This is a genomic window from Pseudomonas sp. G3-39 (genome assembly GCF_054790485.1).
On sequence record NZ_CP186497.1, the window covers coordinates 4036543 to 4060075 of the forward strand.

The 23533-nt window shown below is 60.4% G+C and carries 24 protein-coding genes, 2 tRNA genes and 1 rRNA gene; 16 read left to right on the forward strand and 11 right to left on the reverse strand.

What is annotated here, in order from left to right; genetic code table 11:
- Positions 1-149: 149 nt before the first annotated feature.
- From ACOYXG_RS18000 to ACOYXG_RS18010, 3 genes are all read right to left on the reverse strand, one after another.
- Positions 150-225 (reverse strand) — tRNA-Ala (locus ACOYXG_RS18000).
- Positions 226-254: 29 nt separating this feature from the next.
- Positions 255-331 (reverse strand) — tRNA-Ile (locus ACOYXG_RS18005).
- Between the two features lie 81 nt (positions 332-412).
- Positions 413-1949: ribosomal RNA gene (locus ACOYXG_RS18010) — 16S ribosomal RNA — on the reverse strand.
- A 670-nt stretch (positions 1950-2619) separates the two neighbouring features.
- Between ACOYXG_RS18010 and rhtA the strand changes: the two genes are divergently transcribed.
- Both rhtA and ACOYXG_RS18020 read left to right on the forward strand, forming a co-directional pair.
- Positions 2620-3507, forward strand: coding sequence for a threonine/homoserine exporter RhtA (gene rhtA, locus ACOYXG_RS18015; RefSeq protein WP_027613370.1), 888 nt, complete (start codon positions 2620-2622; stop codon positions 3505-3507).
- 169 nt (positions 3508-3676) lie between these two features.
- The gene (locus ACOYXG_RS18020) at positions 3677-3958 is read left to right on the forward strand and encodes a hypothetical protein (protein ID WP_007965435.1); all 282 of its coding nucleotides are present in this window, start codon (positions 3677-3679) and stop codon (positions 3956-3958) included.
- A gap of 1 nt (position 3959) precedes the next feature.
- Here ACOYXG_RS18020 and ACOYXG_RS18025 read toward each other — a convergent pair whose 3' ends face one another.
- Positions 3960-4538, reverse strand: coding sequence for a TetR/AcrR family transcriptional regulator (locus tag ACOYXG_RS18025; RefSeq protein WP_460353187.1), 579 nt, complete (start codon positions 4536-4538; stop codon positions 3960-3962).
- A gap of 92 nt (positions 4539-4630) precedes the next feature.
- Between ACOYXG_RS18025 and ACOYXG_RS18030 the strand changes: the two genes are divergently transcribed.
- Together ACOYXG_RS18030 and ACOYXG_RS18035 are read left to right on the forward strand one after the other, a co-directional pair.
- Positions 4631-5359: an SDR family oxidoreductase gene (locus tag ACOYXG_RS18030; protein WP_460353189.1), complete on the forward strand. Its 729-nt coding sequence runs from the start codon at positions 4631-4633 to the stop codon at positions 5357-5359.
- Between the two features lie 40 nt (positions 5360-5399).
- Complete coding sequence (locus ACOYXG_RS18035) at positions 5400-5996, forward strand: 2-hydroxychromene-2-carboxylate isomerase (protein ID WP_096795008.1); 597 nt, start codon at positions 5400-5402, stop codon at positions 5994-5996.
- A 49-nt stretch (positions 5997-6045) separates the two neighbouring features.
- Here the strand turns inward: ACOYXG_RS18035 and ACOYXG_RS18040 are convergent, their stop codons facing one another.
- From ACOYXG_RS18040 to ACOYXG_RS18055, 4 genes are all read right to left on the reverse strand, one after another.
- Positions 6046-7854, reverse strand: coding sequence for an aminopeptidase P family protein (locus ACOYXG_RS18040; RefSeq protein WP_460353192.1), 1809 nt, complete (start codon positions 7852-7854; stop codon positions 6046-6048).
- A 56-nt stretch (positions 7855-7910) separates the two neighbouring features.
- Positions 7911-9077, reverse strand: a complete 1167-nt coding sequence (locus ACOYXG_RS18045) for an aminotransferase class V-fold PLP-dependent enzyme (protein WP_097088228.1) — start codon at positions 9075-9077, stop codon at positions 7911-7913.
- A gap of 205 nt (positions 9078-9282) precedes the next feature.
- Positions 9283-9897: a LysE family translocator gene (locus ACOYXG_RS18050; protein ID WP_003226640.1), complete on the reverse strand. Its 615-nt coding sequence runs from the start codon at positions 9895-9897 to the stop codon at positions 9283-9285.
- A gap of 99 nt (positions 9898-9996) precedes the next feature.
- Complete coding sequence (locus ACOYXG_RS18055; RefSeq protein ID WP_041069780.1) at positions 9997-10254, reverse strand: hypothetical protein; 258 nt, start codon at positions 10252-10254, stop codon at positions 9997-9999.
- Between the two features lie 392 nt (positions 10255-10646).
- Here ACOYXG_RS18055 and msuE point away from each other — a divergent pair, with 392 nt between their 5' ends.
- The 4 genes from msuE (at position 10647) to ACOYXG_RS18075 (ending at position 14813) form a co-directional block, all read left to right on the forward strand.
- Positions 10647-11210 carry an FMN reductase gene (gene msuE / locus ACOYXG_RS18060; RefSeq protein ID WP_095137368.1) on the forward strand — a complete coding sequence of 188 codons (564 nt, stop codon included), beginning with the start codon at positions 10647-10649 and terminating at the stop codon, positions 11208-11210.
- A 10-nt stretch (positions 11211-11220) separates the two neighbouring features.
- Positions 11221-12366: an FMNH2-dependent alkanesulfonate monooxygenase gene (ssuD, locus tag ACOYXG_RS18065; protein ID WP_007965452.1), complete on the forward strand. Its 1146-nt coding sequence runs from the start codon at positions 11221-11223 to the stop codon at positions 12364-12366.
- A 130-nt stretch (positions 12367-12496) separates the two neighbouring features.
- Positions 12497-13684 carry an acyl-CoA dehydrogenase family protein gene (locus ACOYXG_RS18070; protein WP_460353198.1) on the forward strand — a complete coding sequence of 396 codons (1188 nt, stop codon included), beginning with the start codon at positions 12497-12499 and terminating at the stop codon, positions 13682-13684.
- A 25-nt stretch (positions 13685-13709) separates the two neighbouring features.
- The gene (locus ACOYXG_RS18075; protein WP_103368496.1) at positions 13710-14813 is read left to right on the forward strand and encodes a sigma-54 interaction domain-containing protein; all 1104 of its coding nucleotides are present in this window, start codon (positions 13710-13712) and stop codon (positions 14811-14813) included.
- On the opposite strand, the gene ACOYXG_RS18080 is transcribed toward ACOYXG_RS18075, so the two are convergent.
- Positions 14810-15175, reverse strand: coding sequence for an antibiotic biosynthesis monooxygenase (locus ACOYXG_RS18080; protein ID WP_115989268.1), 366 nt, complete (start codon positions 15173-15175; stop codon positions 14810-14812). The genes ACOYXG_RS18075 and ACOYXG_RS18080 overlap by 4 nt on opposite strands.
- A gap of 95 nt (positions 15176-15270) precedes the next feature.
- Between ACOYXG_RS18080 and soxR the strand changes: the two genes are divergently transcribed.
- The 4 genes from soxR (at position 15271) to ACOYXG_RS18100 (ending at position 18341) form a co-directional block, all read left to right on the forward strand.
- A complete protein-coding gene (gene soxR, locus ACOYXG_RS18085) occupies positions 15271-15720 on the forward strand; it encodes a redox-sensitive transcriptional activator SoxR (RefSeq protein WP_097088235.1) in 450 nt (149 codons plus the stop codon).
- Positions 15721-15823: 103 nt separating this feature from the next.
- Positions 15824-16282, forward strand: a complete 459-nt coding sequence (locus ACOYXG_RS18090; protein ID WP_097088236.1) for a VOC family protein — start codon at positions 15824-15826, stop codon at positions 16280-16282.
- A gap of 208 nt (positions 16283-16490) precedes the next feature.
- Positions 16491-17366, forward strand: a complete 876-nt coding sequence (locus ACOYXG_RS18095; RefSeq protein WP_460353202.1) for an alpha/beta fold hydrolase — start codon at positions 16491-16493, stop codon at positions 17364-17366.
- 24 nt (positions 17367-17390) lie between these two features.
- Positions 17391-18341 (forward strand): LysR substrate-binding domain-containing protein, encoded by a 951-nt coding sequence (locus ACOYXG_RS18100; RefSeq protein WP_103368492.1) that lies wholly within the window; start codon positions 17391-17393, stop codon positions 18339-18341.
- A 126-nt stretch (positions 18342-18467) separates the two neighbouring features.
- Here the strand turns inward: ACOYXG_RS18100 and leuD are convergent, their stop codons facing one another.
- Together leuD and leuC are read right to left on the reverse strand one after the other, a co-directional pair.
- Positions 18468-19082 carry a 3-isopropylmalate dehydratase small subunit gene (gene leuD, locus ACOYXG_RS18105; protein ID WP_097088242.1) on the reverse strand — a complete coding sequence of 205 codons (615 nt, stop codon included), beginning with the start codon at positions 19080-19082 and terminating at the stop codon, positions 18468-18470.
- Positions 19079-20497 (reverse strand): 3-isopropylmalate dehydratase large subunit, encoded by a 1419-nt coding sequence (gene leuC, locus ACOYXG_RS18110; protein WP_460353206.1) that lies wholly within the window; start codon positions 20495-20497, stop codon positions 19079-19081. Before leuC ends, leuD begins: the two co-directional genes overlap by 4 nt.
- A 391-nt stretch (positions 20498-20888) precedes the next feature.
- Between leuC and ACOYXG_RS18115 the strand changes: the two genes are divergently transcribed.
- Genes ACOYXG_RS18115 through ACOYXG_RS18130 form a run of 4 tightly spaced genes read left to right on the forward strand, consistent with a single transcriptional unit; the run spans position 20889 to position 23528 of the window.
- Entirely contained in the window at positions 20889-22079 is a 1191-nt protein-coding gene (locus tag ACOYXG_RS18115; RefSeq protein WP_150368228.1) for a PepSY-associated TM helix domain-containing protein, read from the forward strand.
- Positions 22076-22618 carry a hypothetical protein gene (locus ACOYXG_RS18120; RefSeq protein WP_027613388.1) on the forward strand — a complete coding sequence of 181 codons (543 nt, stop codon included), beginning with the start codon at positions 22076-22078 and terminating at the stop codon, positions 22616-22618. The genes ACOYXG_RS18115 and ACOYXG_RS18120 overlap by 4 nt, the downstream gene beginning before the upstream one ends.
- Positions 22615-22956, forward strand: a complete 342-nt coding sequence (locus ACOYXG_RS18125; RefSeq protein WP_097088250.1) for a hypothetical protein — start codon at positions 22615-22617, stop codon at positions 22954-22956. Before ACOYXG_RS18120 ends, ACOYXG_RS18125 begins: the two co-directional genes overlap by 4 nt.
- Positions 22953-23528, forward strand: a complete 576-nt coding sequence (locus ACOYXG_RS18130) for a DUF6162 family protein (RefSeq protein ID WP_460353210.1) — start codon at positions 22953-22955, stop codon at positions 23526-23528. The genes ACOYXG_RS18125 and ACOYXG_RS18130 overlap by 4 nt, the downstream gene beginning before the upstream one ends.
- Positions 23529-23533: the final 5 nt, after the last annotated feature.

Sequence of the window (23533 nt, forward strand, 5' to 3'; positions counted from 1 at the left end):
CCGTTACCAGTGAAAGTAACGTTCAGTCTATCTTTCTATCACATACCCAAATTTTTAAAGAACGATCTAATCAAAAGACTAGAAATCAGCATTCGCCATCACAGCGATGGAATGCTCATTTCTAAGCTTTCAAACTTCAGAAGCAGTGGTGGTGGAGCCAAGCGGGATCGAACCGCTGACCTCCTGCGTGCAAGGCAGGCGCTCTCCCAGCTGAGCTATGGCCCCGTATTTCTACAGGTTTCCCACACAAAAATTGGTGGGTCTGGGCAGATTCGAACTGCCGACCTCACCCTTATCAGGGGTGCGCTCTAACCAACTGAGCTACAGACCCAATTTCGGGCTGCTTCTATCGTCTTCTTCAATGAATCAAGCAATTCGTGTGGGAACTTATGGAGCAGCTGATGTCGTCGATTAAGGAGGTGATCCAGCCGCAGGTTCCCCTACGGCTACCTTGTTACGACTTCACCCCAGTCATGAATCACACCGTGGTAACCGTCCTCCCGAAGGTTAGACTAGCTACTTCTGGTGCAACCCACTCCCATGGTGTGACGGGCGGTGTGTACAAGGCCCGGGAACGTATTCACCGCGACATTCTGATTCGCGATTACTAGCGATTCCGACTTCACGCAGTCGAGTTGCAGACTGCGATCCGGACTACGATCGGTTTTGTGGGATTAGCTCCACCTCGCGGCTTGGCAACCCTCTGTACCGACCATTGTAGCACGTGTGTAGCCCAGGCCGTAAGGGCCATGATGACTTGACGTCATCCCCACCTTCCTCCGGTTTGTCACCGGCAGTCTCCTTAGAGTGCCCACCATAACGTGCTGGTAACTAAGGACAAGGGTTGCGCTCGTTACGGGACTTAACCCAACATCTCACGACACGAGCTGACGACAGCCATGCAGCACCTGTCTCAATGCTCCCGAAGGCACCAATCCATCTCTGGAAAGTTCATTGGATGTCAAGGCCTGGTAAGGTTCTTCGCGTTGCTTCGAATTAAACCACATGCTCCACCGCTTGTGCGGGCCCCCGTCAATTCATTTGAGTTTTAACCTTGCGGCCGTACTCCCCAGGCGGTCAACTTAATGCGTTAGCTGCGCCACTAAGAGCTCAAGGCTCCCAACGGCTAGTTGACATCGTTTACGGCGTGGACTACCAGGGTATCTAATCCTGTTTGCTCCCCACGCTTTCGCACCTCAGTGTCAGTATCAGTCCAGGTGGTCGCCTTCGCCACTGGTGTTCCTTCCTATATCTACGCATTTCACCGCTACACAGGAAATTCCACCACCCTCTACCATACTCTAGCTTGCCAGTTTTGGATGCAGTTCCCAGGTTGAGCCCGGGGATTTCACATCCAACTTAACAAACCACCTACGCGCGCTTTACGCCCAGTAATTCCGATTAACGCTTGCACCCTCTGTATTACCGCGGCTGCTGGCACAGAGTTAGCCGGTGCTTATTCTGTCGGTAACGTCAAAATTGCAGAGTATTAATCTACAACCCTTCCTCCCAACTTAAAGTGCTTTACAATCCGAAGACCTTCTTCACACACGCGGCATGGCTGGATCAGGCTTTCGCCCATTGTCCAATATTCCCCACTGCTGCCTCCCGTAGGAGTCTGGACCGTGTCTCAGTTCCAGTGTGACTGATCATCCTCTCAGACCAGTTACGGATCGTCGCCTTGGTGAGCCATTACCTCACCAACTAGCTAATCCGACCTAGGCTCATCTGATAGCGCAAGGCCCGAAGGTCCCCTGCTTTCTCCCGTAGGACGTATGCGGTATTAGCGTTCCTTTCGAAACGTTGTCCCCCACTACCAGGCAGATTCCTAGGCATTACTCACCCGTCCGCCGCTGAATCCAGGAGCAAGCTCCTCTCATCCGCTCGACTTGCATGTGTTAGGCCTGCCGCCAGCGTTCAATCTGAGCCATGATCAAACTCTTCAGTTCAAACATCTTTGGGTTTTTAAGAAACCCTAAACTTGGCTCAGCAATCGTTGGTTACATCTTTGATTTCTCGCGGAGTAACTTGTGATGCTGATAATCTTGTTGACTATCAGTCTGACCCCACAAGCACCCACACGAATTGCTTGATTCAGTTGTTAAAGAGCGGTTGGTTAAGATCTTTCGTCTCAACCGAGGCGCGCATTCTACAGCAGCCTCATTTGCTGTCAAGTGATTATTTTCAGAAGTTTTCGAAGATTTCTTCAACAACTTCAACCACTTGCGCTTCCGATCTCTCGTTAGCGGGAGGCGAATTCTACAGCGTTACACGCTGCTGTCAACACCTCTTTTTCTCCGCTTTCGACCGAGAAGATCGAACCGTCAAAAGAGCCAAACATCACCGCTCTTTCAACTCCTTCCAGGCTTCGATGAACTGAAGCAAGCCGCTGCCGAAAACTGCGTAACTCATTGAATCTCAAGGAGTTTTCCGTTTCGACTGCGCCGGAAGTGGGGCGAATTATAGACCTCCTGAATCTGCCGTCAACCGTTAATTTCAGTTTTCTATCAATGCACCGAAAAAGCCTGCTTATATATAGATGCAACGTCAGCGAATGCGCAGTATATTGCCCAACACTTAAAACAACACCCTGTTCTCACCTTCGGATGATGCCTTGCAATGACTGACCAACCTCGCTCTCTGGCCTCAATGCTGTTCCCGGTTGGCCTCTTATTAATAGCCATGGCATCCATTCAGTCTGGCGCCTCTCTGGCCAAGAGCATGTTCCCGGTGGTTGGCGCTCAAGGAACGACCACTCTGCGCCTGGTCTTCGCCAGCGTGATCATGCTGTTGTTATTGCGCCCTTGGCGCGCAAGGCTGACAGCTCAGTCCCTGCGCACGGTGATCGTTTACGGAATGGCGCTGGGCGGGATGAACTTCCTCTTCTATATGTCATTGCGCACCGTGCCACTTGGAATTGCAGTCGCGCTTGAATTCACGGGTCCGTTGGCCGTCGCCATCTACGCCTCCCGCCGCGCTATCGACTTTCTCTGGATTGCTCTGGCGGCAGTTGGCCTGCTGCTGTTGATCCCGACAGGAGCGACATCCACGGGGATTGATCTAATGGGCGCCGGTTACGCCTTGGGGGCCGGCGTGTGCTGGGCGCTGTACATTCTGTTCGGCCAAAAGGCTGGCGCCGACAACGGCGTGACGACCGCGGCGCTGGGCGTGATGATTGCCGCACTGTTTGTCGCCCCGATCGGCATAGTGCATGCCGGCGCGGCATTGCTCACCCCGTCGCTGATCCCGGTGGCCATCGGCGTCGCCATCCTCTCGACTGCTTTGCCCTACACGCTGGAGATGGTCGCCCTCACCCGCATACCAGCCCGCACCTTTGGGACGTTGATGAGCATCGAACCGGCCTTTGGCGCGTTGTCCGGGCTGCTATTCCTGCAGGAGTACCTCACGCTGTCACAATGGATGGCGATCCTGTGCATTATTCTGGCTTCCGTCGGGGCAACCATGACCATGGGCAGTAGCGCCAAACCCGTTGTAGCGGCAGATTGAAACAGGATTTGACGAAGGTCTGGCAATTGGCGTTCATTTAGGCCATGTTTAGGCCCCTTAACTCAGTGCCAGGCATGGATTTTTTCGGACAGGGATATCGAACCGCTTAAAGCGCAGGCGAATACAGGCAGACCCGAGCGCCAGACTCGTGGCTACCATAAGGACGGTAATGAAACGAATTTTGATACTGATCGCTGTATTGGCAGTAGCGGGGTGCGCAGCCACTTCCAAGACCCAAGTGAAGCACGGTAAAAAAGGGCTGCACATCAACTGTTCCGGGCTGTCGTCCTCTTGGGACAAGTGCTACACCAGCGCCGCCAATGCCTGCGCCCCAAAGGGCTACAAAGTCATCGCCAAATCAGGGGACGCCGTGGAAGAACCCGGCGACTACCCGTTCGGTCTTAATCCGGCCGGTTATACCAGCCGTAGCATGATCGTCATCTGCAAATGAATCATGCTGGCTGCTCGCCTTGTCGAGCAGCCAGCTGACGCCCGATTTCCTCATGACTGGATTTCAATACCGTTCGCTGAATATCCGGCGTCACCAGCATCCGCGCCACTACCAACGCTCCGACGCATTGCGACAGAATCGCCCACGCCAGGCTGTCGCTTTCCAGAATCTGCGCCCAACTGGCGTGCAACCGACAAATCCACAGTTCAGCCTGCTCGCGAACCTGATCATCTGAACGGGCAATTTCCGCACCCAGTGTCGGCAAGGCGCAGCCCGATTCAGGCTGCTCCACGTGAGCCATGCTCAGGTACTGTTTCAGACAGCGTTCCAGCCGCTCACGATCCTGCGCCCCCTGCCCTCCCAGTCGCTCCAGGCTCTGACACAGTTCACGCTCGACGATCGCCGTGAACAGCTCGTTTTTCGACGAGAAGTGGTTATAAAACGCTGCGCCACTGAGGCCGATGGCCTTCATCAAACCATCGACACCGACTGTGGAAAAGCCAGAACGCTTGGCTGACAGCGCGCTGCTGCTCAGCAGTTTTTCTCGGGTTTCCAGCTTGTGACCGGCGGAATACCGCATGTGCTTGCCCTCTTGATCGACCGCCTTGACGTTGTCCGGATCCTAGCATAACGTTCGTTCACTTAACGATCGTTTACTAAAGGGATCTACCCATGAATAACAAGAAGGTCGTGTTGGTGGTGGGTGCTGGCGATGCCACCGGCGGAGCGATTGCCAAGCGCTTTGCCCGGGAAGGTTTTATCGCTTGCGTCACGCGGCGCAGTGCCGACAAATTACAGCCGCTGGTCGAGGCGATTCAGGCCGAGGGTGGCGAAGCTCACGGCTTTGCCTGCGATGCGCGCAAGGAAGAAGACGTGATTGCGCTGATTGAAGAGATTGAAACCCGCGTCGGCCCGATCGAGGCGTTTGTCTTCAACATTGGCGCCAACGTGCCTTGCAGCATTCTCGAAGAAACTGCGCGCAAGTATTTCAAGATCTGGGAAATGGCCTGTTTCTCGGGCTTTCTCAATGCCCGCGAAGTGGCCAAGCGCATGGTCACCCGCCAACGCGGCACCATTCTGTTCACTGGCGCCACCGCCGGTCTGCGCGGTGCTTCCGGATTTGCCGCGTTTGCCGGCGCCAAACATGGTATCCGTGCACTGGCGCAAAGCATGGCGCGCGAGTTGGGGCCGATGAACATCCACGTCGCCCATGTAGTGGTCGATGGCGCGATCGATACCGACTTCATTCGCAACAGTTTCCCGGAGAAGTACGCGACCAAGGATCAGGACGGTATTCTCAATCCCGAGCACATCGCCGAAAACTACTGGTATCTGCACAGTCAGCCACGGGATGCCTGGACCTTCGAGCTGGATCTGCGCCCATGGAACGAACGCTGGTAAGCCCCGCCTCCGCCATAACAATAAATAGAGAGCAGCGAACATGACGAAAACCGTGGAGTTCTATTTCGACCTCGGCAGCCCTGCCACCTACCTGGCCTACACCCAGTTGCCGAAGATCTGTGCCGAGACCGGCAGCCGGCTGATCTACATCCCGATGCTGCTCGGCGGCGTGTTCAAGGCGACCGGCAACGCATCACCGGCAATGATTCCGGCGAAGGGCCGTTACATGTTTCAGGATCTGGATCGCTACGCCAAACGTTATGGCGTGCCGCTGAAATTCAATCCGCATTTTCCGATCAACACGCTGATGCTGATGCGCGCGGTCACCGGCATACAACTGCGCCAACCGGAACGCTTTCACGCATTTATCGATTGTCTGTTCAAGGCATTGTGGGTGGAGGGACGCCCTCTCGATGAGCCGGAGACTGTCGCTGCGGTTTTGAGCGAACACGGATTCGATCCCAATGAAGTCCTGGCCCTGACCAACGACGAGACAGTCAAGGCAGCCCTGAAGGACAACACTGAAACAGCCATTAAACGCGGGGTGTTTGGCGCGCCGAGCATGTTTATCGGCAACCAGATGTTCTTTGGACAGGACCGCCTCGACTTCGTCGAAGAGGCCCTGCGTCAGGCTTAGAAAAACCTCAGAACCCGGACGCTGCCAACAGCGCCCGGGTTTCAGCCATTCAGATCGCCGCTGTGCGCGTGTTCAGCCACTCCAGCGCGGCCCCCTCAAGCAACGGACTCAGACGCTCACGCACTTCAGCATGGTAGGCGTTGAACCACTCCTTTTCTTCCTGCGTGAGCAAGGACGGCTCCAGGCAGCGCGTGTCGATCGGGCAGAGGGTCAAGGTTTCAAACTTGAGAAACTCACCGAACTCGCTGCTTCCCGCCTCGCGGTTCATCGCCAGGTTCTCGATGCGCACGCCCCAGCGACCCGGACGATAGGTGCCTGGTTCGATCGAAGTGATCATCCCCGGTTGCATCGCCGTTTGCGGTGCCGGTGCTGCCTGATAGGCGATCACCTGCGGGCCTTCATGCACGTTGAGGAAATAGCCGACCCCATGACCGGTACCGTGACCGTAATCCACGCTTTCCGCCCAGATCGGTGCGCGGGCAATGGCGTCGAGCAACGGCGAGAGAATGCCTTTCGGGAACTGCGCCCGCGACAGCGCGATCACGCCTTTGAGCACACGCGTGCAGTCACGCTTCTGCTCAGCCGTCGGGGTTCCGACCGGGACCATTCGGGTTATGTCGGTGGTGCCGCCCAGGTATTGGCCTCCCGAGTCGATCAGCAGCAAGCCGTCACCCTCGATCACCGCGTGTTCTTCTTCGGTGGCGTGATAGTGCGGCATCGCGCCATTGGCGTTAAACGCGGCAATCGTGTTGAAGCTCAAGGACACGTAATCCGGACGGCGCTCGCGGGCAGCGGTGAGTTTTTCGTCGATGGTCAGTTCGGTGATGCGTTCACGCCCCCAGGCCGATTCCAGCCAGGCGAAGAATTCGCACAACGCCGCGCCATCCTGTTCCATGGCCTTGCGAATGTGCTGTGCATCGGCCTCGCTCTTCTGCGATTTGGCGAGGGTGGTCGGGTTCAAGCCTTCGACCAGTTTCACCGCGCTGTCGAGGTTATCCAGCAAACCGCTGGTCACCCGCGCCGGATCCACCAGCAGGCTCGCACCACCCGGTACGGCGCGCAAGGCGTCGGCCACTTCGCGGTAATCGCGCAGAGTCACGCCGTCCTGTTCCAGCACTGCACGCAGCTCGGCATCGACTTTGCTCAAGGCCACAAACAGCGTGGCCTGCTGTTGATTGATCAACGCAAAAGAAACAAACACCGGGTTGAACGACACGTCGCCGCCGCGCAGGTTGAACAGCCAGGCGATGTCATCGAGGGTGGCGATGAAGTGCCAATCGGCGCCACGTTCCTGCAGGGTCTCGCGCAGTTTGGCGAGTTTTTCGCCACGGCTGACCGTCGCTTGCGGTGGCAGATGCTGATAGATCGGCGCGTTCGGCAGGCTCGGGCGATCCGCCCAGACTTCATTCAGCAAGTCGATGTCAGTGCGCAGACGCGCGCCGCGCGCTTCGAGCTTGCTGCTCAGGGTGCGCGCTGAAGCTACGGCCATCACCGCACCGTCGACCGCGACTACGCCACCTTCCGGGGTCTGCTCGGCCAGCCAGTCCAGCGGGCTCAGCTGACCCGGTTGCAGCTTGACCAGTTCGATGCCGCTGCCCTTGAGTTCCTTGGTCGCCTGTTCCCAATAGCGACTGTCGGCCCAGACCCCGGCGAAATCAGCAGTCACGATCAAAGTGCCGACCGAACCATGGAAGCCCGACAGCCATTGCCGCCCCTGCCAATAACCCGGCAGGTATTCCGACAGATGCGGGTCGGCCGATGGCACCAGCAACGCATGAATGCCTTCACGGCGCATTAATTCACGGGTGTGCGCCAGGCGCTGGGGAACCGTTCCTTCGGTCAAAGTCTGGGTACTCATCATGTCTCCTGCCAATCACTTCATCGTTATTGTTCGTAGCCGTGAAAACCGGCTGGTTAAAGCCCTGTCGCCCAGAATGCCGGGGCACTGGCGCAGGCGCCTTTGATCAGTGCTGCCGCCTGATCGACATCATCGGCGGTGGTGAAACGGCCGAGGCTCAGACGAATGGTGCGCCCGGCCAGCCGGGCGTCGTGCCCCAGCGCCAGCAGCACGTGAGAAGGCGTGTTGCTCGCCGAGTTACAGGCCGAGGTCGCGGAAAAGGCGATCGACTGGCTCAAGGCCGCACTGTTGAATTCACCTTCGCTGAAGGTCAGGCTCAACGTGTGCGCGATGCGCTGGTTGGCGCTGCCGTTGAGACGTACGCCCGGCAGACTCAGCAACTGTTCGAGCAGCCGTTCACGCAGCGCCACGATGGACTTTTTCTCGGTATCGAATTCGGCAGCCGCCAAGGCGAATGCCGCGCCCATGCCGGCGATCTGATGCGTCGCCAGAGTCCCGGAGCGCAGCCCGCCTTCGTGGCCGCCGCCATGAATCTGCGCCTGCAAACGCTGCTGCGCGCGCGGGCCGACATACAACGCGCCGATCCCCTTGGGACCGTAAAGCTTGTGCGCCGAAAACGACATCAAGTCCACTGGCCACTGCTGCAGATCGATCGCCACTTTGCCGGCGCCCTGCGCGGCATCGACATGGAACAACGCGCCACGGCCGCGCACGACTTCACCGATCGCCGGGATATCGTTGAGGGTGCCGAGTTCGTTGTTGACCAGCATCAGCGATACCAGAAAGGTGTCGTCGCGCATGGCTTCGCTGACCGCCTGCGGGGTGATCAGGCCTTCAGCATCAGGCACCAGATAGGTCACCGCAACGCCGGCATCCTGCAATTGCCGGGCAGTATCGAGAATGGCTTTGTGTTCGATCTGACTGGTAATGATGTGGCCGCCGGCAACGCCGCGCGCTTGGGCCACGCCCTTGAGGGCGAGGTTGTTGGATTCGGTGGCGCCGGAAGTCCAGACGATCTGCGCGGCCTCGGCGCCGACCAGTTCGGCGACTTGCCGACGGGCCTGCTCGACCGTGTGCCGGGCCTGCTGGCCGAAGGCATGGGAGCTGGACGCCGGGTTGCCGAAGTTACCGTGAAAACCCAGACAATCGATCATCACCTGGATGACCCGCTCGTCCACCGGGGTGGTGGCGGCGTAATCGAAATACAACGGACGTTTAATCATAAAAGACTCGCAGAGCGTGTTCCGGGATCAGGAGGCTCGTGTCTGCAAACGGCACAACGCAGCCTTGTGAGCTGCGCCTGGGTTCGAGACCGTCATCAATACCTGATCGGATGCCGTTAAAGAAGAACAACTTCATTTAAAAGTGCGTAGGAACGCTCCTGAAGCCGAGCTTAACAGGCATCGGGCCGGCGGTTGAAGCAATGCGTCAGTGAAAGCTTTCGAGAAGTAACGGGTACAGCGAAATCACCAACAGCGCCGCCATGCCCCAGTTGAACACGCGCAACCAGCGCGGGTCCTTCAGCACGTTACGCAGCAGCGTGCCGCACGCTGCCCAGACGCCGACGCTGGGCAGGTTGATGATGGCGAACACGGCGGCGATCACCACCACGTTGGTGAAGTAACCCTGCATCGGCGTGTAGGTGCTGATGGCGCCGATGGCCATGATCCAGGCCTTGGGATTGACCCACTGAAACGCGGCGGCACCCAGATAGCTGATCGGTTTGGCCTCGCCTTCCACGCCCTCACCCACCGGCCCCGAATGGGCGATTTTCCACGCCAGGTACAACAGATATGCAGCGCCGAGATAGCGCAGCACGGTGTAGAGAATCGGGTAAGTCTGGAATACCGCGCCCAGGCCGAAACCCACGGCGACCACCAATACGAAGAAGCCGCAGGTGATGCCGAGCATGTGAGGAATGGTGCGGTTGAAGCCGAAGTTCACGCCCGACGCCAGCAACATGGTGTTGTTCGGCCCCGGTGTAATCGAGGTGACAAGGGCAAACAGGGCAAAGCCCAACAGCAGATCAAGCGAGAGGGTCATGGGGCAATCCGTCAGGGTCATTCAGGTGTTGACCCTATCGCACGGCAGCGCGCAAACCCACGGACAGTTACGCGAAAATTCAAGCAGTACAGTTTGCGATTAGCTTGGACGACCGTGCAGCTGTATGGCTCGCCCGGCGCTCATTTCAGCTTTCTTGTCGAATTGCGATTCGCCCAGCAGTGCAGCTTTCTTCGCGTGATATTCGTCGAAAGACAAGCCGCTGCGGTTCAGCGCTTCCATTGCCAATTCGCGGGTTTCTTCGGCGGTGTACGGCCGTTGTTCGGGGGAAACGTGGGTCGCGCAACCGGCGAGTACGGAGACAGCGAGCAGCAGCGAAACAGTCAGTAAACGATTCATGGGGAGCGTCCTGGCGAGCGGTAGTAGTCGATGGACAAAGGCTACGCCCGCGCCCGCCCGGGCAAAAATCAACGCTCTCAATAGTGGCTATCAGGATTTCAGCTTGATCGGCGCTATATCTCCTAAAGATCTATAAATATCGATGAACGTTCTTTTACGGAATAACCAGCAGCCGCTATAAATCCCTGCACGCGGCGAAAAACTGTTGCTCCAGCAACTGTTGCCCAGGCAACAGCAGATCAACAAACCCGCCTGATATCCGCACAACCGACTCACGCCAGAACGCTCAAGCCCAGGTAAACCGGGCCTCTCAGGAATTGGTACAGCACTTGCTCAAGCCTTGGCACTTACTCACTGCTCGCTGAGCAACTGTTGATAAAAAGGAACTCATCATGTCGCGTCCCCTGAAAGTCGTCGCCCTCTCCGGTGGCACCTGGCGTCCATCGCGCACGCTGGTGCTGACCCAAGCGCTGTTGGCCGAACTGGCCGGGCACTTGCCGGTCGAGAGTCATCTGATCGAACTCGGTGACATCGCCCGGCCGTTGGGTGCTGCCCTGTCGCGTCAGGAGCTGAGCGCCGAGGTCGAAGCCGAACTGCAAGCCATCGAACAGGCCGATCTGCTGATCGTCGCCGCGCCGGTGTATCGCGGTTCCTACCCGGGCCTGCTCAAGCATCTGTTCGACCTGATCGACCTCAACGCGCTGATCGATACCCCGGTGCTGCTCGCCGCCACCGGCGGCAGCGAGCGCCATGCGCTGGTGCTCGATCATCAGTTGCGGCCGCTGTTCAGTTTCTTCCAGGCGGTGACCCTGCCGATCGGGGTCTACGCCACCGAAGCCGATTTCGCCGACTACCAGATCACCAGCGAACCGCTGAAAGCGCGGATCCGTCTGGCCGCCGAACGCGCCGCGCCGCTGTTCGGCACACAAATCAAACCGTTGCTGAAAATCGCTTAAGGAGCTGTTCATGGATGTTTTCTGGTTCCTGCCGACCCACGGCGACGGCCATTACCTGGGCACCACCCAAGGCGCGCGCCCGGTCACCCTGAATTATCTGAAACAAGTGGCGCAAGCCGCCGACAGCCTCGGCTATCACGGCGTGCTGATTCCCACCGGGCGCTCCTGCGAAGACTCGTGGGTGATCGCCTCGGCGCTGGTGCCGTTGACCGAACGCCTGCGTTATCTGGTAGCGATCCGCCCGGGGATCATTTCGCCCACCGTTTCGGCGCGCATGGCGGCGACGCTCGATCGACTTTCCAACGGTCGTCTGCTGATCAACGTGGTGACCGGCGGCGACCCTGACGAAAACCGTGGCGACGGCAGCTTCCTGAGCCACAGCGAACGCTACGAAGTCACCGACGAATTCCTCAGGATCTGGCGCCGGGTGTTGCAAGGGGAATCGGTGGATTTCGAGGGCAAGCACCTGAAAGTACAGAACGCCAAGGCCCTTTATCCGCCCGTGCAGAAACCGTATCCGCCGCTGTATTTCGGCGGCTCGTCCGACGCGGCGCATGACCTCGCTGCCGAGCAAGTCGACGTGTACCTGACCTGGGGCGAACCGCCCGCCGCCGTTGCCGAAAAACTCGCCGATGTACGTGAACGTGCCGCTCGCCATGGACGCAAGGTGAAGTTCGGTATTCGCCTGCACGTCATCGTTCGCGAGACCGCCGAAGAGGCGTGGAAGGCTGCGGACAAACTGATCGAGCACATCAGCGACGAGACCATCGAAGCCGCGCAGAAATCCTTCTCGCGCTTCGACTCCGAAGGCCAGCGGCGCATGGCGGCGTTGCACGACGGGCGTCGCGACAACCTGGAAATCGCCCCCAACCTGTGGGCCGGCGTCGGTCTGGTACGCGGCGGCGCCGGTACCGCGCTGGTGGGCGACCCGCAGCAAGTGGCCGCGCGGATCAAGGAGTACGCCGACCTCGGTATCGAGAGTTTTATCTTCTCCGGTTATCCGCATCTGGAAGAGGCTTATCGCTTTGCCGAACTGGTGTTCCCGCTGCTGCCCGAGCCGTACGCGAGCCTGGCCGGACGCGGCGTGACCAACCTCACCGGGCCGTTTGGCGAAATGATTGCCAACGATGTGTTGCCCACCCAAGCCAAGGCCTAAAACGCCCCCTGTAGGAGTGAGCCTGCTCGCGAAAGCGGTGTGTCTGCGACGGTGATGTCGACTGTGCTGACCACATCGCGAGCAGGCTCACTCCTACAGAGAATCGCGTCGATTTGATGAGGAACACCGCGTGACCGCCAACCCACAAAGCACCCTGCTCTCCCCGCTGCAAACCGCGCGCCAACTGGCCGCCGAATTCGCCGTCACCGCCGTCGAGCGTGACGAGCGCGGCGGTACGCCGAAGGCCGAGCGCGATGCCCTGCGCGACAGCGGCCTGCTGGCCCTGAGCATTCCCACCCGCTACGGCGGCCTCGGCGCGACATGGAGCGAAACCCTGCAGATCGTGCGCGAGTTCGCCAAGGTCGACAGTTCCATCGCCCACGTCTTCGGCTTTCATCACCTGATGCTCGCCACCGTGCGCCTGTTCTCGCGGCCCGAACAATGGCAGCCGTGGTTCGAACAGACCGCGCGGCAGAACTGGTTCTGGGGCAACGCCCTCAACCCGCTCGACACCCGCACCGTGGTCAAGGACTTCGGCGGTTGGCGCGAGTTTTCCGGGAAGAAAAGCTTCTGCTCCGGCGCCAGCGATTCGCAGATGCTGATCGCTTCGGCCGTCGACGAAAGTGCCGGCGGCAAGTTGCTGATCGCGGCGATCCCCAGCGGTCGCAGCGGCATCACCCTGCACGACGACTGGAACAACATCGGCCAGCGCCAGACCGACAGCGGCAGCGCTACGTTCGAACGGGTGCGGGTCGAGGAATCCGAACTGCTGCTCGATCCCGGCCCGTTGAGCACACCGTTCGCCTGCCTGCGTCCGCTGATCGCGCAACTGACCTTCACCCACATGTTTCTCGGCATCGCCGAAGGTGCCTTTGAGGAAGCGCGGCAATACACCCTGAGCGAAACCCGGCTCTGGCACAAATCCGCCGCCCGCAATGTGCGTGAAGACCCGTACGTACTCGCGCATTACGGCGAGTTCTGGGTGGCGCTGGAAGGCATCCGCCTGCTGGTCGAACGGGCCGCCGCGCTGCTCGACGAGGCCTGGGCCCAAGGCCCGAACCTGACCGCAGAAGAGCGCGGACATCTGGCCACAGCGATTGCCACCGCCAAGGTCGCCGCCAGTCGTCAGGGGCTGGATATTTGCAGCCGTTTGTTCGAAGTCACTGGCGCGCGCTCGACCCACGCTTCGCTGCGTCTCGATCGGCACTGGCGCAACCTGCGCACGCAGACCCTGCACGACCCGCTCGACTACAAACTTCACGAGTTGGGCGACTGGGCGCTGAATCAGGCGCTGCCGGTGCCAACGTTCTATTCCTGATCCTGCCTTTAATGGAGCGAGCCCCATGCAACTGCTGACCCTTCCGCCCTCACCCGCTCTGGCGACGTCGATCCGTGCCACCGCACAGGTCTTCGAAGACCCCAAGTCCCAGGCCCTGCTGGCGCATCTGCAGCAGGTCGCACCGAGCGAAGCCAGCGTGCTGATCATCGGCGAGACCGGCACCGGCAAAGAGCTGGTGGCGCGGCACATCCACAATCTGAGCCACCGCCGGCATCGGCCGTTTGTCGCGGTCAACTGCGGTGCGTTCTCCGAATCGCTGGTGGAAGCCGAGCTGTTCGGCCATGAAAAAGGCGCCTTCACTGGCGCCCTCAGCGCCAAGGCCGGGTGGTTCGAAGAGGCGGATGGCGGCACCTTGTTCCTCGACGAAATCGGCGATTTGCCGATGGCGATTCAGGTCAAGTTGCTGCGGGTGTTGCAGGAGCGCGAAGTGGTGCGCCTCGGCTCGCGCAAGAGCATTCCGATCGATGTGCGCGTGCTGGCCGCGACCAACGTGCAACTGGAGAAAGCGATCAATGCCGGAAACTTCCGCGAAGACCTGTTCTACCGGTTGAACGTGGTCAATCTGGAACTCAGTCCGCTGCGCGAACGACCCGGCGATATCCTGCCGCTGACCCGACATTTCATCGAGGCCTACAGCCAGCGCCTGGGTTACGGACGGGTCAGCATCAGCTCCGGTGCCGAACAGAAACTGCGCAGCTACAGTTGGCCGGGGAACATCCGCGAACTGGAAAACGTCATCCATCACACCCTGTTGATCTGCCGCAACGGCGTGATCGAACGCGACGATTTGCGCCTGTCTAACCTGCGCATCGAGCGTCCGGACGATCAGCAGTCGAACGCCGACGACTCACCGGAAGCGCTGCTGGAGCGAGCCTTTCAGAAGCTCTTCGAACAACAGGCCGGCGCCCTCCACGAAAAGGTCGAAGACGCCCTGCTGCGCGCCGCCTATCGCTTCTGCCATTACAACCAGGTGCACACCGCCGCGCTGCTCGGTCTGAGCCGCAATGTCACCCGCACGCGGCTGATCAAGATCGGCGAACTGGCGGTGAACAAGCGGCGACTCACGGAGAACCTGCACGGTGAACGCCTGATCCAGTTGTCGATCTAGCCCACCAGATTGCAGTGCAGCGCATCGTCATGACTGCGGGCGATGCTGCTCAACACCTGAAATGAATTGAAGGTCACGGTCTTCGCCTGATGGGCGCGGATCAGCTGCCAGAAATCCTGCTCGCCGCTTTCAAAGCGACAGAACGCCGCCTCCCCGGCCTCGCGGCTCTGCCACTGCAGCAGGCTCAGCACCCGCCGGCCGTCGTCGCTGACCTGAACGCTGGCGCTGACAAAGCCTGCGTAGCGCTGCGCCAGATGTTCACTCTGCTGCGCCAGCGCACTGACCAATGCCGGCTGCTGGCGCGGCTCGATCTCGAATTCGATCAATTGGGTAAAGCTGCGATTTTTCGCTGAGGTTTGCATGAGAAGTCCCCACTCATCGTAAGCCGAGTCTTGCGACTCGAAGGCCTGCAGGGTAAAACCTCTAGTTAAGTCAAGGTCAAGAGTCCTTTTGCAAAATGATCACCCCGGAAAACCTGCACAAACAGCTCACCGTGGGCGAAGTCGCCGCGCGCAGCGGAGTCGCGGTCACTGCCCTGCACTTTTATGAATCGAAAGGCCTGATCACCAGCCAGCGCAATGCCGGCAATCAGCGCCGTTACCCACGGGCGGTCTTACGCCGGGTGGCGTTGATCAAGGTCGCGCAGCGTCTGGGCATTCCGCTGGCGGAGATTGGCGAGGCGCTGAAGAGACTCCCCGACGACCGCGCTCCGACAGCAGCAGACTGGAAAGTCCTGTCCGAACAATGGCGCCGCGAACTGGACGAGCGGATCAATCAGCTGACCTTGTTGCGTGACCGGCTCACCGGTTGCATCGGTTGCGGGTGTCTGTCGATGGAGGCCTGCCCGTTGCGCAATCAGGGCGATGTGCTCGGTGATCAGGGGCCGGGGGCGCACTTTCTGGACTGACTGCTCGTCGGGGAAAAATGCTGGCCGCGCAGACAGTTCTATAGTGAATCTTCCACAAATCCGGTGGAGCCATACCTCGCAAAACAAAAACAGGGAGAACGTCATGAGCGTCAAACCCATTCCCGAGGGGTATCACAGCATTACCCCGTACCTCGGCATCCTCAAGGCTGCCGAAGCCATCGAGTTCTACAAGAAAGCCTTCGGCGCGACCCAGGTCATGCGCCTGGACATGCCCGACGGGCGCGTCGGCCACGCCGAACTGCGTATTGGCGACAGCGCGATCATGCTCGGCACGCCGTGCGATCAAGGGCCGTTGAGTGGTCCGGACAATGCCGTGTCGGTCGGTCTGCATCTGTATGTCACTGATGTCGACAAGTCCTTTCAGCGGGCGCTGGATGCCGGGGCGAGTGCGGTGTCGGAGGTCAAGGATCAGTTTTATGGCGATCGTAGCGGGACGCTGAAGGATCCCTATGGGCACCTGTGGTTTCTCGCCACGCGCAAGGAGGATCTGACGGAAGAGCAGATCAAGCAGCGGGCGATGGAGATGTTCAGTCAGGGTTGAGATTTTCAGGGTTTTGGCTGGCCCTATCGCGAGCAGGCTCACTCCTACAATTGGAACGCATTTCAACTGTAGGAGTGAGCCTGCTCGCGATGAGGCCAATGCGGATAGATCACACTTCATGAACCACCACACCACGCTTCAACCCTTGCCCCGAATGCCGAACACTTTCAGGATGCATTCCACCCGCACCTGAACAAGGATCAGCCCGATGTTTGCCGGATTCGTCAAAGACCAGCGCCACGTCAACGGTGTCGACATCGCCTATCGCCTCGGCGGCAGCGGCCCAGGGTTGTTGCTGTTGCACGGACACCCGCAGACCCACGTGATCTGGCACAAGATTGCCGAGCAGTTGGCGGAGCATTTCACCGTGGTCGCCGCCGACCTGCGCGGCTACGGCGACAGCGCCCGACCGGCTGCCGATGAACAACATCGTAATTACTCGAAACGCGAAATGGCCAGGGACAACCTCGAGTTGATGCAGGCGCTGGGCTTCGAACAATTTTCGATTCTGGCCCACGACCGTGGCGCCCGGGTCGGCCATCGCCTGGCCCTCGACCACCGCGTTGCGGTGCAACGGATGATGCTGCTGGACATCGCCCCGACCCTGGCGATGTACACGCAGACCAACGAAGCCTTTGCCCGCGCCTATTGGCACTGGTTCTTCCTGATCCGCCCGGCGCCGTTGCCAGAAACCCTGATCGAGGCCGATCCCGCAGCCTATCTGCGCAGCGTGATGGGCAGCCGCAGCGCCGGACTTACGCCGTTCACCGAGCCAGCGTTCAGCGAATACCTGCGTTGCCTGCAACGTCCCGGCAGCGCCCGGGGCATTTGCGAGGACTACCGCGCCAGCGCCAGCATCGACCTGGAACATGACCGGGCCGACATCGCAGCCGGCCATCATCTTGACCTGCCGCTGCGGGTGCTGTGGGGTGCGCAAGGCACAGTCGGGCGCTGCTTTGACCCGCTCAAGGAATGGCAGCATGTGGCGACCAACGTCAGTGGCAAGGCGCTGCCGGCTGGGCATTATCTGGCCGAAGAAGTGCCGGAACTGTTGCTCGCCGAAGCGCTGGATTTCCTGCGCTGAATCGAGCCATGTACGGCCGATGATATGCTGGCGGCTTGTGCCGCCAATGCTCGTTCCCACATGTCCCAGAACCAAAACCCCGTGCCCCTGCCCGAAGACCTGCGCGTGCTGCTGACCGTTATCCGCAAGAACGGTTTTGCCGCCGCTGCGGATGAACTGGGCCTGTCCCCGGCCTACGTCAGCAAACGCATCCAGATTCTCGAATCGACCCTCGGCACTCGCCTGCTGCACCGCACCAGTCGCCGCGTGTCGCTGACCGAGGACGGCGAGCGGGTGCAGCGCTGGGCCTTGCGCATCCTCGATGATTTTCAACAACTGCATGACGATCTCGCCGACGCCCACGACAGTCCACGCGGGCGTTTGCACATCTGCAGCAGTTTCGGTTTCGGCCGCAACCATGTGGCGCCTGCGGTTTCGCGGCTGGCCGAGCTTCACCCGCAGTTGCAGATTCGCCTGGACCTGTTCGACCGCGCGGTGGACATCGTCAACGAAGGCTTCGATCTGGAAATCCGCGTCGGCGACGACCTGCCCGGCCAGCACATCGGCCGGCAACTGGTGAGTAACCGCCGGGTGCTGTGCGCTGCGCCCGAATACCTTGAACGCCGAGGCACACCGCAGACTCTGGACGATCTGCAACAACATGACTGCCTGGTGATCAAGGAGCGCGACAACGCTTTCGGCGTCTGGCATCTGGATCGCGACGGCACGCAGGAAAGCGTGCGGGTCAGTGGGCCGCTGTCTTCCAACAACGGCGAGATCGTCCTGCAATGGGCGCTCGACGGACGCGGCGTGCTGCTGCGTTCATTGTGGGATGTGAAACCGTTGCTGGAACAGGGCCGACTGCTGCCGGTGCTGGCCGCTTACAGCCAGAGCGCCAATGTCTGGGCGGTGTACCCGACGCGGCTGGCCAATTCCGGCAAGCTACGGGCGTGTGTGGAGTTTTTGCAGGGGCATTTCAAGGATTTGTCGCTATAGCGGGTGCAACACCAAACCCTTGTAGGAGTGAGCCTGCTCGCGATGGCGGTCATTCAGCCAATGATTATTTCGACTGACACGACGCCATCGCGAGCAGGCTCACTCCTACAGAGGGCTAGTTGGGTGTCAGGTCAGCCATGGGTTGGCGGCCAGGTGTTCGCGTTCGAACGCCTCGATCTGCTCACGCCGCTGCAAGGTACTGCCTATCGCATCCAGCCCCAGCAACAGTGCGGTCTTGCGCAAGCCGTCAATCTGGAAATCGATGACTTCACCGTCCGCCAGACGTATCTGCTGCGCCTCAAGATCCACATGGATCAGTGCCGTTTCAGGCTGACTCACCAACCGGCCAATGCGCTGCACCTGTGCCTCGTCCAGGGTAATCAGCAACACCCCGTTGCGCTGGCAGTTGTCGTAGAAGATCCCGGCAAAACGGCTGCCGATCAGCGCGCGAATGCCCATTTGCTGCAACCCCCACACCGCGTGTTCGCGGCTGGAACCGCAACCGAAATTCGGCCCGACCACCAGAAAGTTCGCGCCCTGCCAGGCCGGTTGGTTCAACACGAATTCCGGGTTGGGCGTACCGTCGGCAAGAAAGCGCAGATCGAAAAACAGTCCACGATCCAGTCCCTGACGATCGATACCCTTGAGAAACTGCTTGGGCATGATCACGTCGGTATCGACGTTGGCCGCGAGCAGCGGCGCGGCCCGGCCGCTGACTTGCGTGAAGGGTTGCAGGCTCATGGGCGTTCTCCAAAGTGGCGGATGTCGGTGAGGTGGCCGCTGATCGCGGCGGCGGCGACCATCGCCGGGCTCATCAGGTGGGTGCGCGCCCCGGCGCCCTGGCGGCCTTCGAAATTGCGGTTGGTGCTGGAGGCGCAACGGTCGCCGGGCGCGAGCACGTCATCGTTCATCGCCAGGCACATCGAGCAGCCGGACTGACGCCATTCGAAACCGGCGTCGATGAAGATCTGCGCCAGCCCTTCGGCTTCAGCCTGAGCGCGGACCTCACTGGAGCCGGGCACGATCATCGCCCGCACATGCCCTGCCACCCGCCGCCCGCGCACGACGCTGGCGGCGTCACGTAAATCTTCGATCCGCGCGTTGGTGCAGGAGCCGATAAAAGCGTGGCTGATGACGATATCGCGCAGCGCCATCCCCGCCTCCAGGCCCATGTATTGGAGGGCGCGGCGCATGTCCTGTCGCAGAATCGGATCGTCGATAGCCTGCGGGTCAGGCACCTGCGCGCCAATCGCAGCCGCCTGATCGGGGCTGGTGCCCCAGGTGACCATCGGCTCCAGCAGACTGGCGTCGAGATGGATTTCGCGGTCGAACACGGCGCCGGGATCGCTGCGCAGTTCACGCCATTTTTCCACGCCGCGCGCCCACAGTACGCCTTGCGGCGCTCGGGGTTTCCCCTTGAGATAAGCAAAAACTTTTTCGTCCGGTGCCATGAAGGCGCCGCGTGCACCGGCTTCTACCGCCATGTTGCAAATGGTCATCCGCGCCTCGACGCTCAGCGCATCAATGGTCGAACCGCAGAACTCGATCGCATAGCCAGTGGCGCCCGATGCACCGATGCGGCCGATCAGCGCCATGATCACGTCCTTCGACGTCAGCCCCGGCGCCAACTCGCCATCCACCGTCACGCACAGGCTTTTCAGGCGTTTGTAGACCAGCGTCTGCGAGGCCAGCAAGTGCTCGATTTCCGAGGTGCCAATGCCAAATCCGAACGCCCCCAGCGCACCGTACGTGGTGGTGTGGCTGTCACCGGCAGCGATGACCATGCCCGGCAGAATGAAGCCCTGCTCCGGGGCGATCACATGCTCGATGCCCTGACGTTTATCGAGAATGTCCAGCAGTTCGATGCCGAAGTCCCGGCAGTTCTCCGCCAGATACGACACCTGCCGCGCACCGCCGGCATCAGGCATCGCCGCCACCCGTTTGGGGGTGGTCGGGTTGACGTGATCGACCACCGCCAACGCCGTACCCGGCCGCCAGACCTTGCGCCCGGCAGCACGCAGACCGCTGAACGCCTGCGGGCTGGTGTATTCGTTGATCACCTGGCGATCGATGTACAACAGCACATGGCCCTGATCGTCGAGGCGGCACACGGTGTGCGAATCGATGTGTTTGTCGTAGAGGGTTCTGGGGCTCATCACGGGGCTCACTAGGGGAATCGAGTGATTTCCATCATAGGGAGCGCCTTGACCGCATCAATTGCCAGGCAGTGAGAGCGGCATTCATGAATCGTGTTTGATCGGCTGATCACCGAACGCCCCTGTGGGAGCGGGCTTGCTCGCGAAGGCGTCGTGTCAGTCGACCTCAATGTTGAATGATCTACCGCTTTCGCGAGCAAGCCCGCTCCCACAGGGGGGGAATTGCGAAACATTTGCTTTCATATCACCTTTCGGGATTTGTCCGGCTCATCCGTCCTATAGAGATGCAGGCCGTTCGCACAGGCAACAGCCACGACCGCGCCTTTTGCGGACACCCGCGCTGCGAAGCCCGTAGCCGCGTGCCCTTTCATCGAAATCAAGACGCGCAAACATGTCGAAGAAATCCCGTTCCAAACTGTGGTTCCTGGTGCATAGCTGGCTCGCGCTGCCGATCTGGTTTTTTGTCCTGATCGTCTGTGTCACCGGCACGCTGGCGGTGGTCAGCCAGGAAATCGTCTGGCTGGCCAACCCGCAGATGCGCGCCAGCCAGCCATCGGATGACGCGCCGCTGCTCAGCTACGATCAAGTGCTGGCCGCGATCAAACAGGCCGAACCGCAGACGCTGGTGGAAAGCATCAGCCGCCCCGACGAATCGCACTTCGCCCTCGACGTCGAGGTCAGCTACCCCGACGGCCGCTCGCAGACGGTCTACGTCAACCCGTACACCGGGGTGATTCAAGGCCCGGCGCCGGACTTCAACTTCAAGGCGTTCACCCGCGCCCTGCACGGCTGGTGGCTGGTGCCGTTCACCAACGGTTTCAGCTGGGGCTGGTACCTGGTGTCGTTCCTCGGCCTGCCGATGCTCGCTTCGCTGGTCACCGGGCTGGTGGTCTACAAGCGCTTCTGGAAAGGCTTCTTCAAACCCACCCTGCGTTTTCGCCACGGCGCGCGGATCTTCTGGGGCGACTTCCATCGACTGAGCGGCATCTGGTCGATCTGGTTCATCGCGGTGATCTCGATCACTGGCACCTGGTTTTTGATCCAGGCCATTCTGGCCGACAACCAGGTGTCGATCAGCAGCGAACCGATCATTCCTGCCATGTCCCGGGAAAGCGTACCGATGTCGAGCGACGCGAGTCCTCCCCCACGGATCAGCCTCGATCGCGCGGTACAGATCGCCGAACAGCACATCCCCGGGCTGGAAGTCAGCTTCGTCAGCCTGCCGGGCAATGCCTACAGCCACCTGAGCCTTGGCGGTCGCGGCTGGTATCCGCTGATGTTCCAGACCGCCACGCTCAACCCGTACAACGGTGAGATGGCCGCCACGCGACTGCTAACCGACCGTTCCTCGCTGGAGTTCGTCACCGAGTCGATGCGCCCGCTGCACACCGGTGATTTCGGCGGTCTGTGGATCAAACTGATCTGGTTCTTCTTCGGTCTGCTGCTGAGCATGATGGTCCTCAGCGGCCTGTTGATCTGGACCAAGCGCACCGCGCTGGCCACCGCCAACGCCCTCAAGCGCGAAAATAAAAAGGCCCGCAGCCCCCGCGTCAGCCGTGAACCGGCGGAGGTCAACCTGTGAGCCCGTCCAACCGCACTGCCCAACCGTCCGCCCTGCGCCGCTTCTGGCACAAATGGCGCTTTCATCTGAACGCCCTGCTGCTGCTGATTCCGTTGGGCTTCATGCCCAAGTATTTCGCCGATGCCGCGCTGTTTCGCGGTGACGTCGGCCTCGGTGAGCATGAGGTCGGCGAAATCCAGGTCGGCCCGTGGAGCCTGCGCCTGGCCGAACTGCGTAACGAAGCACCGCGCCTGAGCGGCCCCGCCGGCTACATGAAGGACTTCAATGCCGCCCTGTGCGATGCCTGTGTCGAACAGGTCAAGGCCACCTACCTGCGCATCGGCAAACCGCGCAGCCTGCGCGCCGCCGGGGTGATTTTTTTCGGCACGCCGTATCGCATGGGCGCGCAATTGCCGGTGGCGGAAAAAACCAAAGCCGATGCCGAACTGTGGATCACCATGGAAGGCTGGGACGGCAGCATGCACCAGGCCTCGATTCCCCTGAGCCAGGCCTCCCCCGCCACCCTCGCCTGGCTGAACCAACAAGGAGCCAAACCATGAACCGCGTTCAACGCCCTTCCCGCCTGCAGTTGCGCGCCGCGTTGCTGATGCTGTGCGCAGGTTTCAGCGCCGGCGCCCTGGCCCATAACCCGATGTGCGAATGCAAAGCCGTCGATGCCGAGCAGATCAAATGCACCGGCGGCTTCTCGGACGGCAGCGGCGCACCGGGAGTAACCCTCGATGTGATCGGTTACGACGAAACCATTCTGCTGCCGGGCAAGCTCGGCGCCGACTCGACCGTGACGTTCAAAAAACCGGCGGCCGAGTTTTATGTGCTGTTCGACGCCGGCCCAGGCCACGTTGTGGAAATCGACCAAGCCGACATCGAGGCCCCATGAGCACGCCCACCACCCAAGTCGTCCGCCCGGCCGGTGCCGGCCATGAAACCCTCAATGTTCTGCTGTTGTGTTTACTGATCCTTGCCGTCGCCGGATCAGTGGTGGCATGGCGCGGGGTGTCCCATGAACCGGAGCCGGTTTCCAGCCATCAACTCGATGCACGGCGCGACCTGAGTGCCGCCGAGCAAGGCATCTATGCCGACCTGCGGGTGACCCTCGATGAAATCCGCCTGCTGCGTGAGGAACAGCAAAGCCTGCCGACGCCACAGACCCTGGCTGAAGAAGGTTTCGCCCCGTTCGCCCAGGACGCCAGTTCGGTCAGCCGTGGCGGGCATGCCTGGCAATTGCTGGCGGACACGGCCTATTTCGGCCACAGCCAGGCGCCCGCCGTCGCCGGTTCATTCGTGATGCTACTGAGCGCCGACGCCACTGCCGCGCCGGACATCTGGCTCAACCGCGCCGCCGATCTGAAAACGCCCGCCGAGCTGACCGATGCCGCGCTGTCCGCCGCAGGCTGGAAACAGATCGTCGCGCAGTTCGATGCCGGCGTGACCCGCGAGCATCGCCACTGAACCTT

What these genes read in the sequence shown, in the direction of transcription:
- rhtA (WP_027613370.1), top strand. Translation starts at nt 2,620, where the DNA reads ATGACTGACCAACCTCGCTCTCTGGCCTCAATGCTGTTCCCGGTTGGC.
- ACOYXG_RS18020 (WP_007965435.1), top strand. Translation starts at nt 3,677, where the DNA reads ATGAAACGAATTTTGATACTGATCGCTGTATTGGCAGTAGCGGGGTGC.
- ACOYXG_RS18025 (WP_460353187.1), bottom strand. Translation starts at nt 4,538, where the DNA reads ATGCGGTATTCCGCCGGTCACAAGCTGGAAACCCGAGAAAAACTGCTG.
- ACOYXG_RS18030 (WP_460353189.1), top strand. Translation starts at nt 4,631, where the DNA reads ATGAATAACAAGAAGGTCGTGTTGGTGGTGGGTGCTGGCGATGCCACC.
- ACOYXG_RS18035 (WP_096795008.1), top strand. Translation starts at nt 5,400, where the DNA reads ATGACGAAAACCGTGGAGTTCTATTTCGACCTCGGCAGCCCTGCCACC.
- ACOYXG_RS18040 (WP_460353192.1), bottom strand. Translation starts at nt 7,854, where the DNA reads ATGAGTACCCAGACTTTGACCGAAGGAACGGTTCCCCAGCGCCTGGCG.
- ACOYXG_RS18045 (WP_097088228.1), bottom strand. Translation starts at nt 9,077, where the DNA reads ATGATTAAACGTCCGTTGTATTTCGATTACGCCGCCACCACCCCGGTG.
- ACOYXG_RS18050 (WP_003226640.1), bottom strand. Translation starts at nt 9,897, where the DNA reads ATGACCCTCTCGCTTGATCTGCTGTTGGGCTTTGCCCTGTTTGCCCTT.
- ACOYXG_RS18055 (WP_041069780.1), bottom strand. Translation starts at nt 10,254, where the DNA reads ATGAATCGTTTACTGACTGTTTCGCTGCTGCTCGCTGTCTCCGTACTC.
- msuE (WP_095137368.1), top strand. Translation starts at nt 10,647, where the DNA reads ATGTCGCGTCCCCTGAAAGTCGTCGCCCTCTCCGGTGGCACCTGGCGT.
- ssuD (WP_007965452.1), top strand. Translation starts at nt 11,221, where the DNA reads ATGGATGTTTTCTGGTTCCTGCCGACCCACGGCGACGGCCATTACCTG.
- ACOYXG_RS18075 (WP_103368496.1), top strand. Translation starts at nt 13,710, where the DNA reads ATGCAACTGCTGACCCTTCCGCCCTCACCCGCTCTGGCGACGTCGATC.
- ACOYXG_RS18080 (WP_115989268.1), bottom strand. Translation starts at nt 15,175, where the DNA reads ATGCAAACCTCAGCGAAAAATCGCAGCTTTACCCAATTGATCGAATTC.
- soxR (WP_097088235.1), top strand. Translation starts at nt 15,271, where the DNA reads ATGATCACCCCGGAAAACCTGCACAAACAGCTCACCGTGGGCGAAGTC.
- ACOYXG_RS18090 (WP_097088236.1), top strand. Translation starts at nt 15,824, where the DNA reads ATGAGCGTCAAACCCATTCCCGAGGGGTATCACAGCATTACCCCGTAC.
- ACOYXG_RS18095 (WP_460353202.1), top strand. Translation starts at nt 16,491, where the DNA reads ATGTTTGCCGGATTCGTCAAAGACCAGCGCCACGTCAACGGTGTCGAC.
- ACOYXG_RS18100 (WP_103368492.1), top strand. Translation starts at nt 17,391, where the DNA reads ATGCTGGCGGCTTGTGCCGCCAATGCTCGTTCCCACATGTCCCAGAAC.
- leuD (WP_097088242.1), bottom strand. Translation starts at nt 19,082, where the DNA reads ATGAGCCTGCAACCCTTCACGCAAGTCAGCGGCCGGGCCGCGCCGCTG.
- leuC (WP_460353206.1), bottom strand. Translation starts at nt 20,497, where the DNA reads ATGAGCCCCAGAACCCTCTACGACAAACACATCGATTCGCACACCGTG.
- ACOYXG_RS18115 (WP_150368228.1), top strand. Translation starts at nt 20,889, where the DNA reads ATGTCGAAGAAATCCCGTTCCAAACTGTGGTTCCTGGTGCATAGCTGG.
- ACOYXG_RS18125 (WP_097088250.1), top strand. Translation starts at nt 22,615, where the DNA reads ATGAACCGCGTTCAACGCCCTTCCCGCCTGCAGTTGCGCGCCGCGTTG.
- ACOYXG_RS18130 (WP_460353210.1), top strand. Translation starts at nt 22,953, where the DNA reads ATGAGCACGCCCACCACCCAAGTCGTCCGCCCGGCCGGTGCCGGCCAT.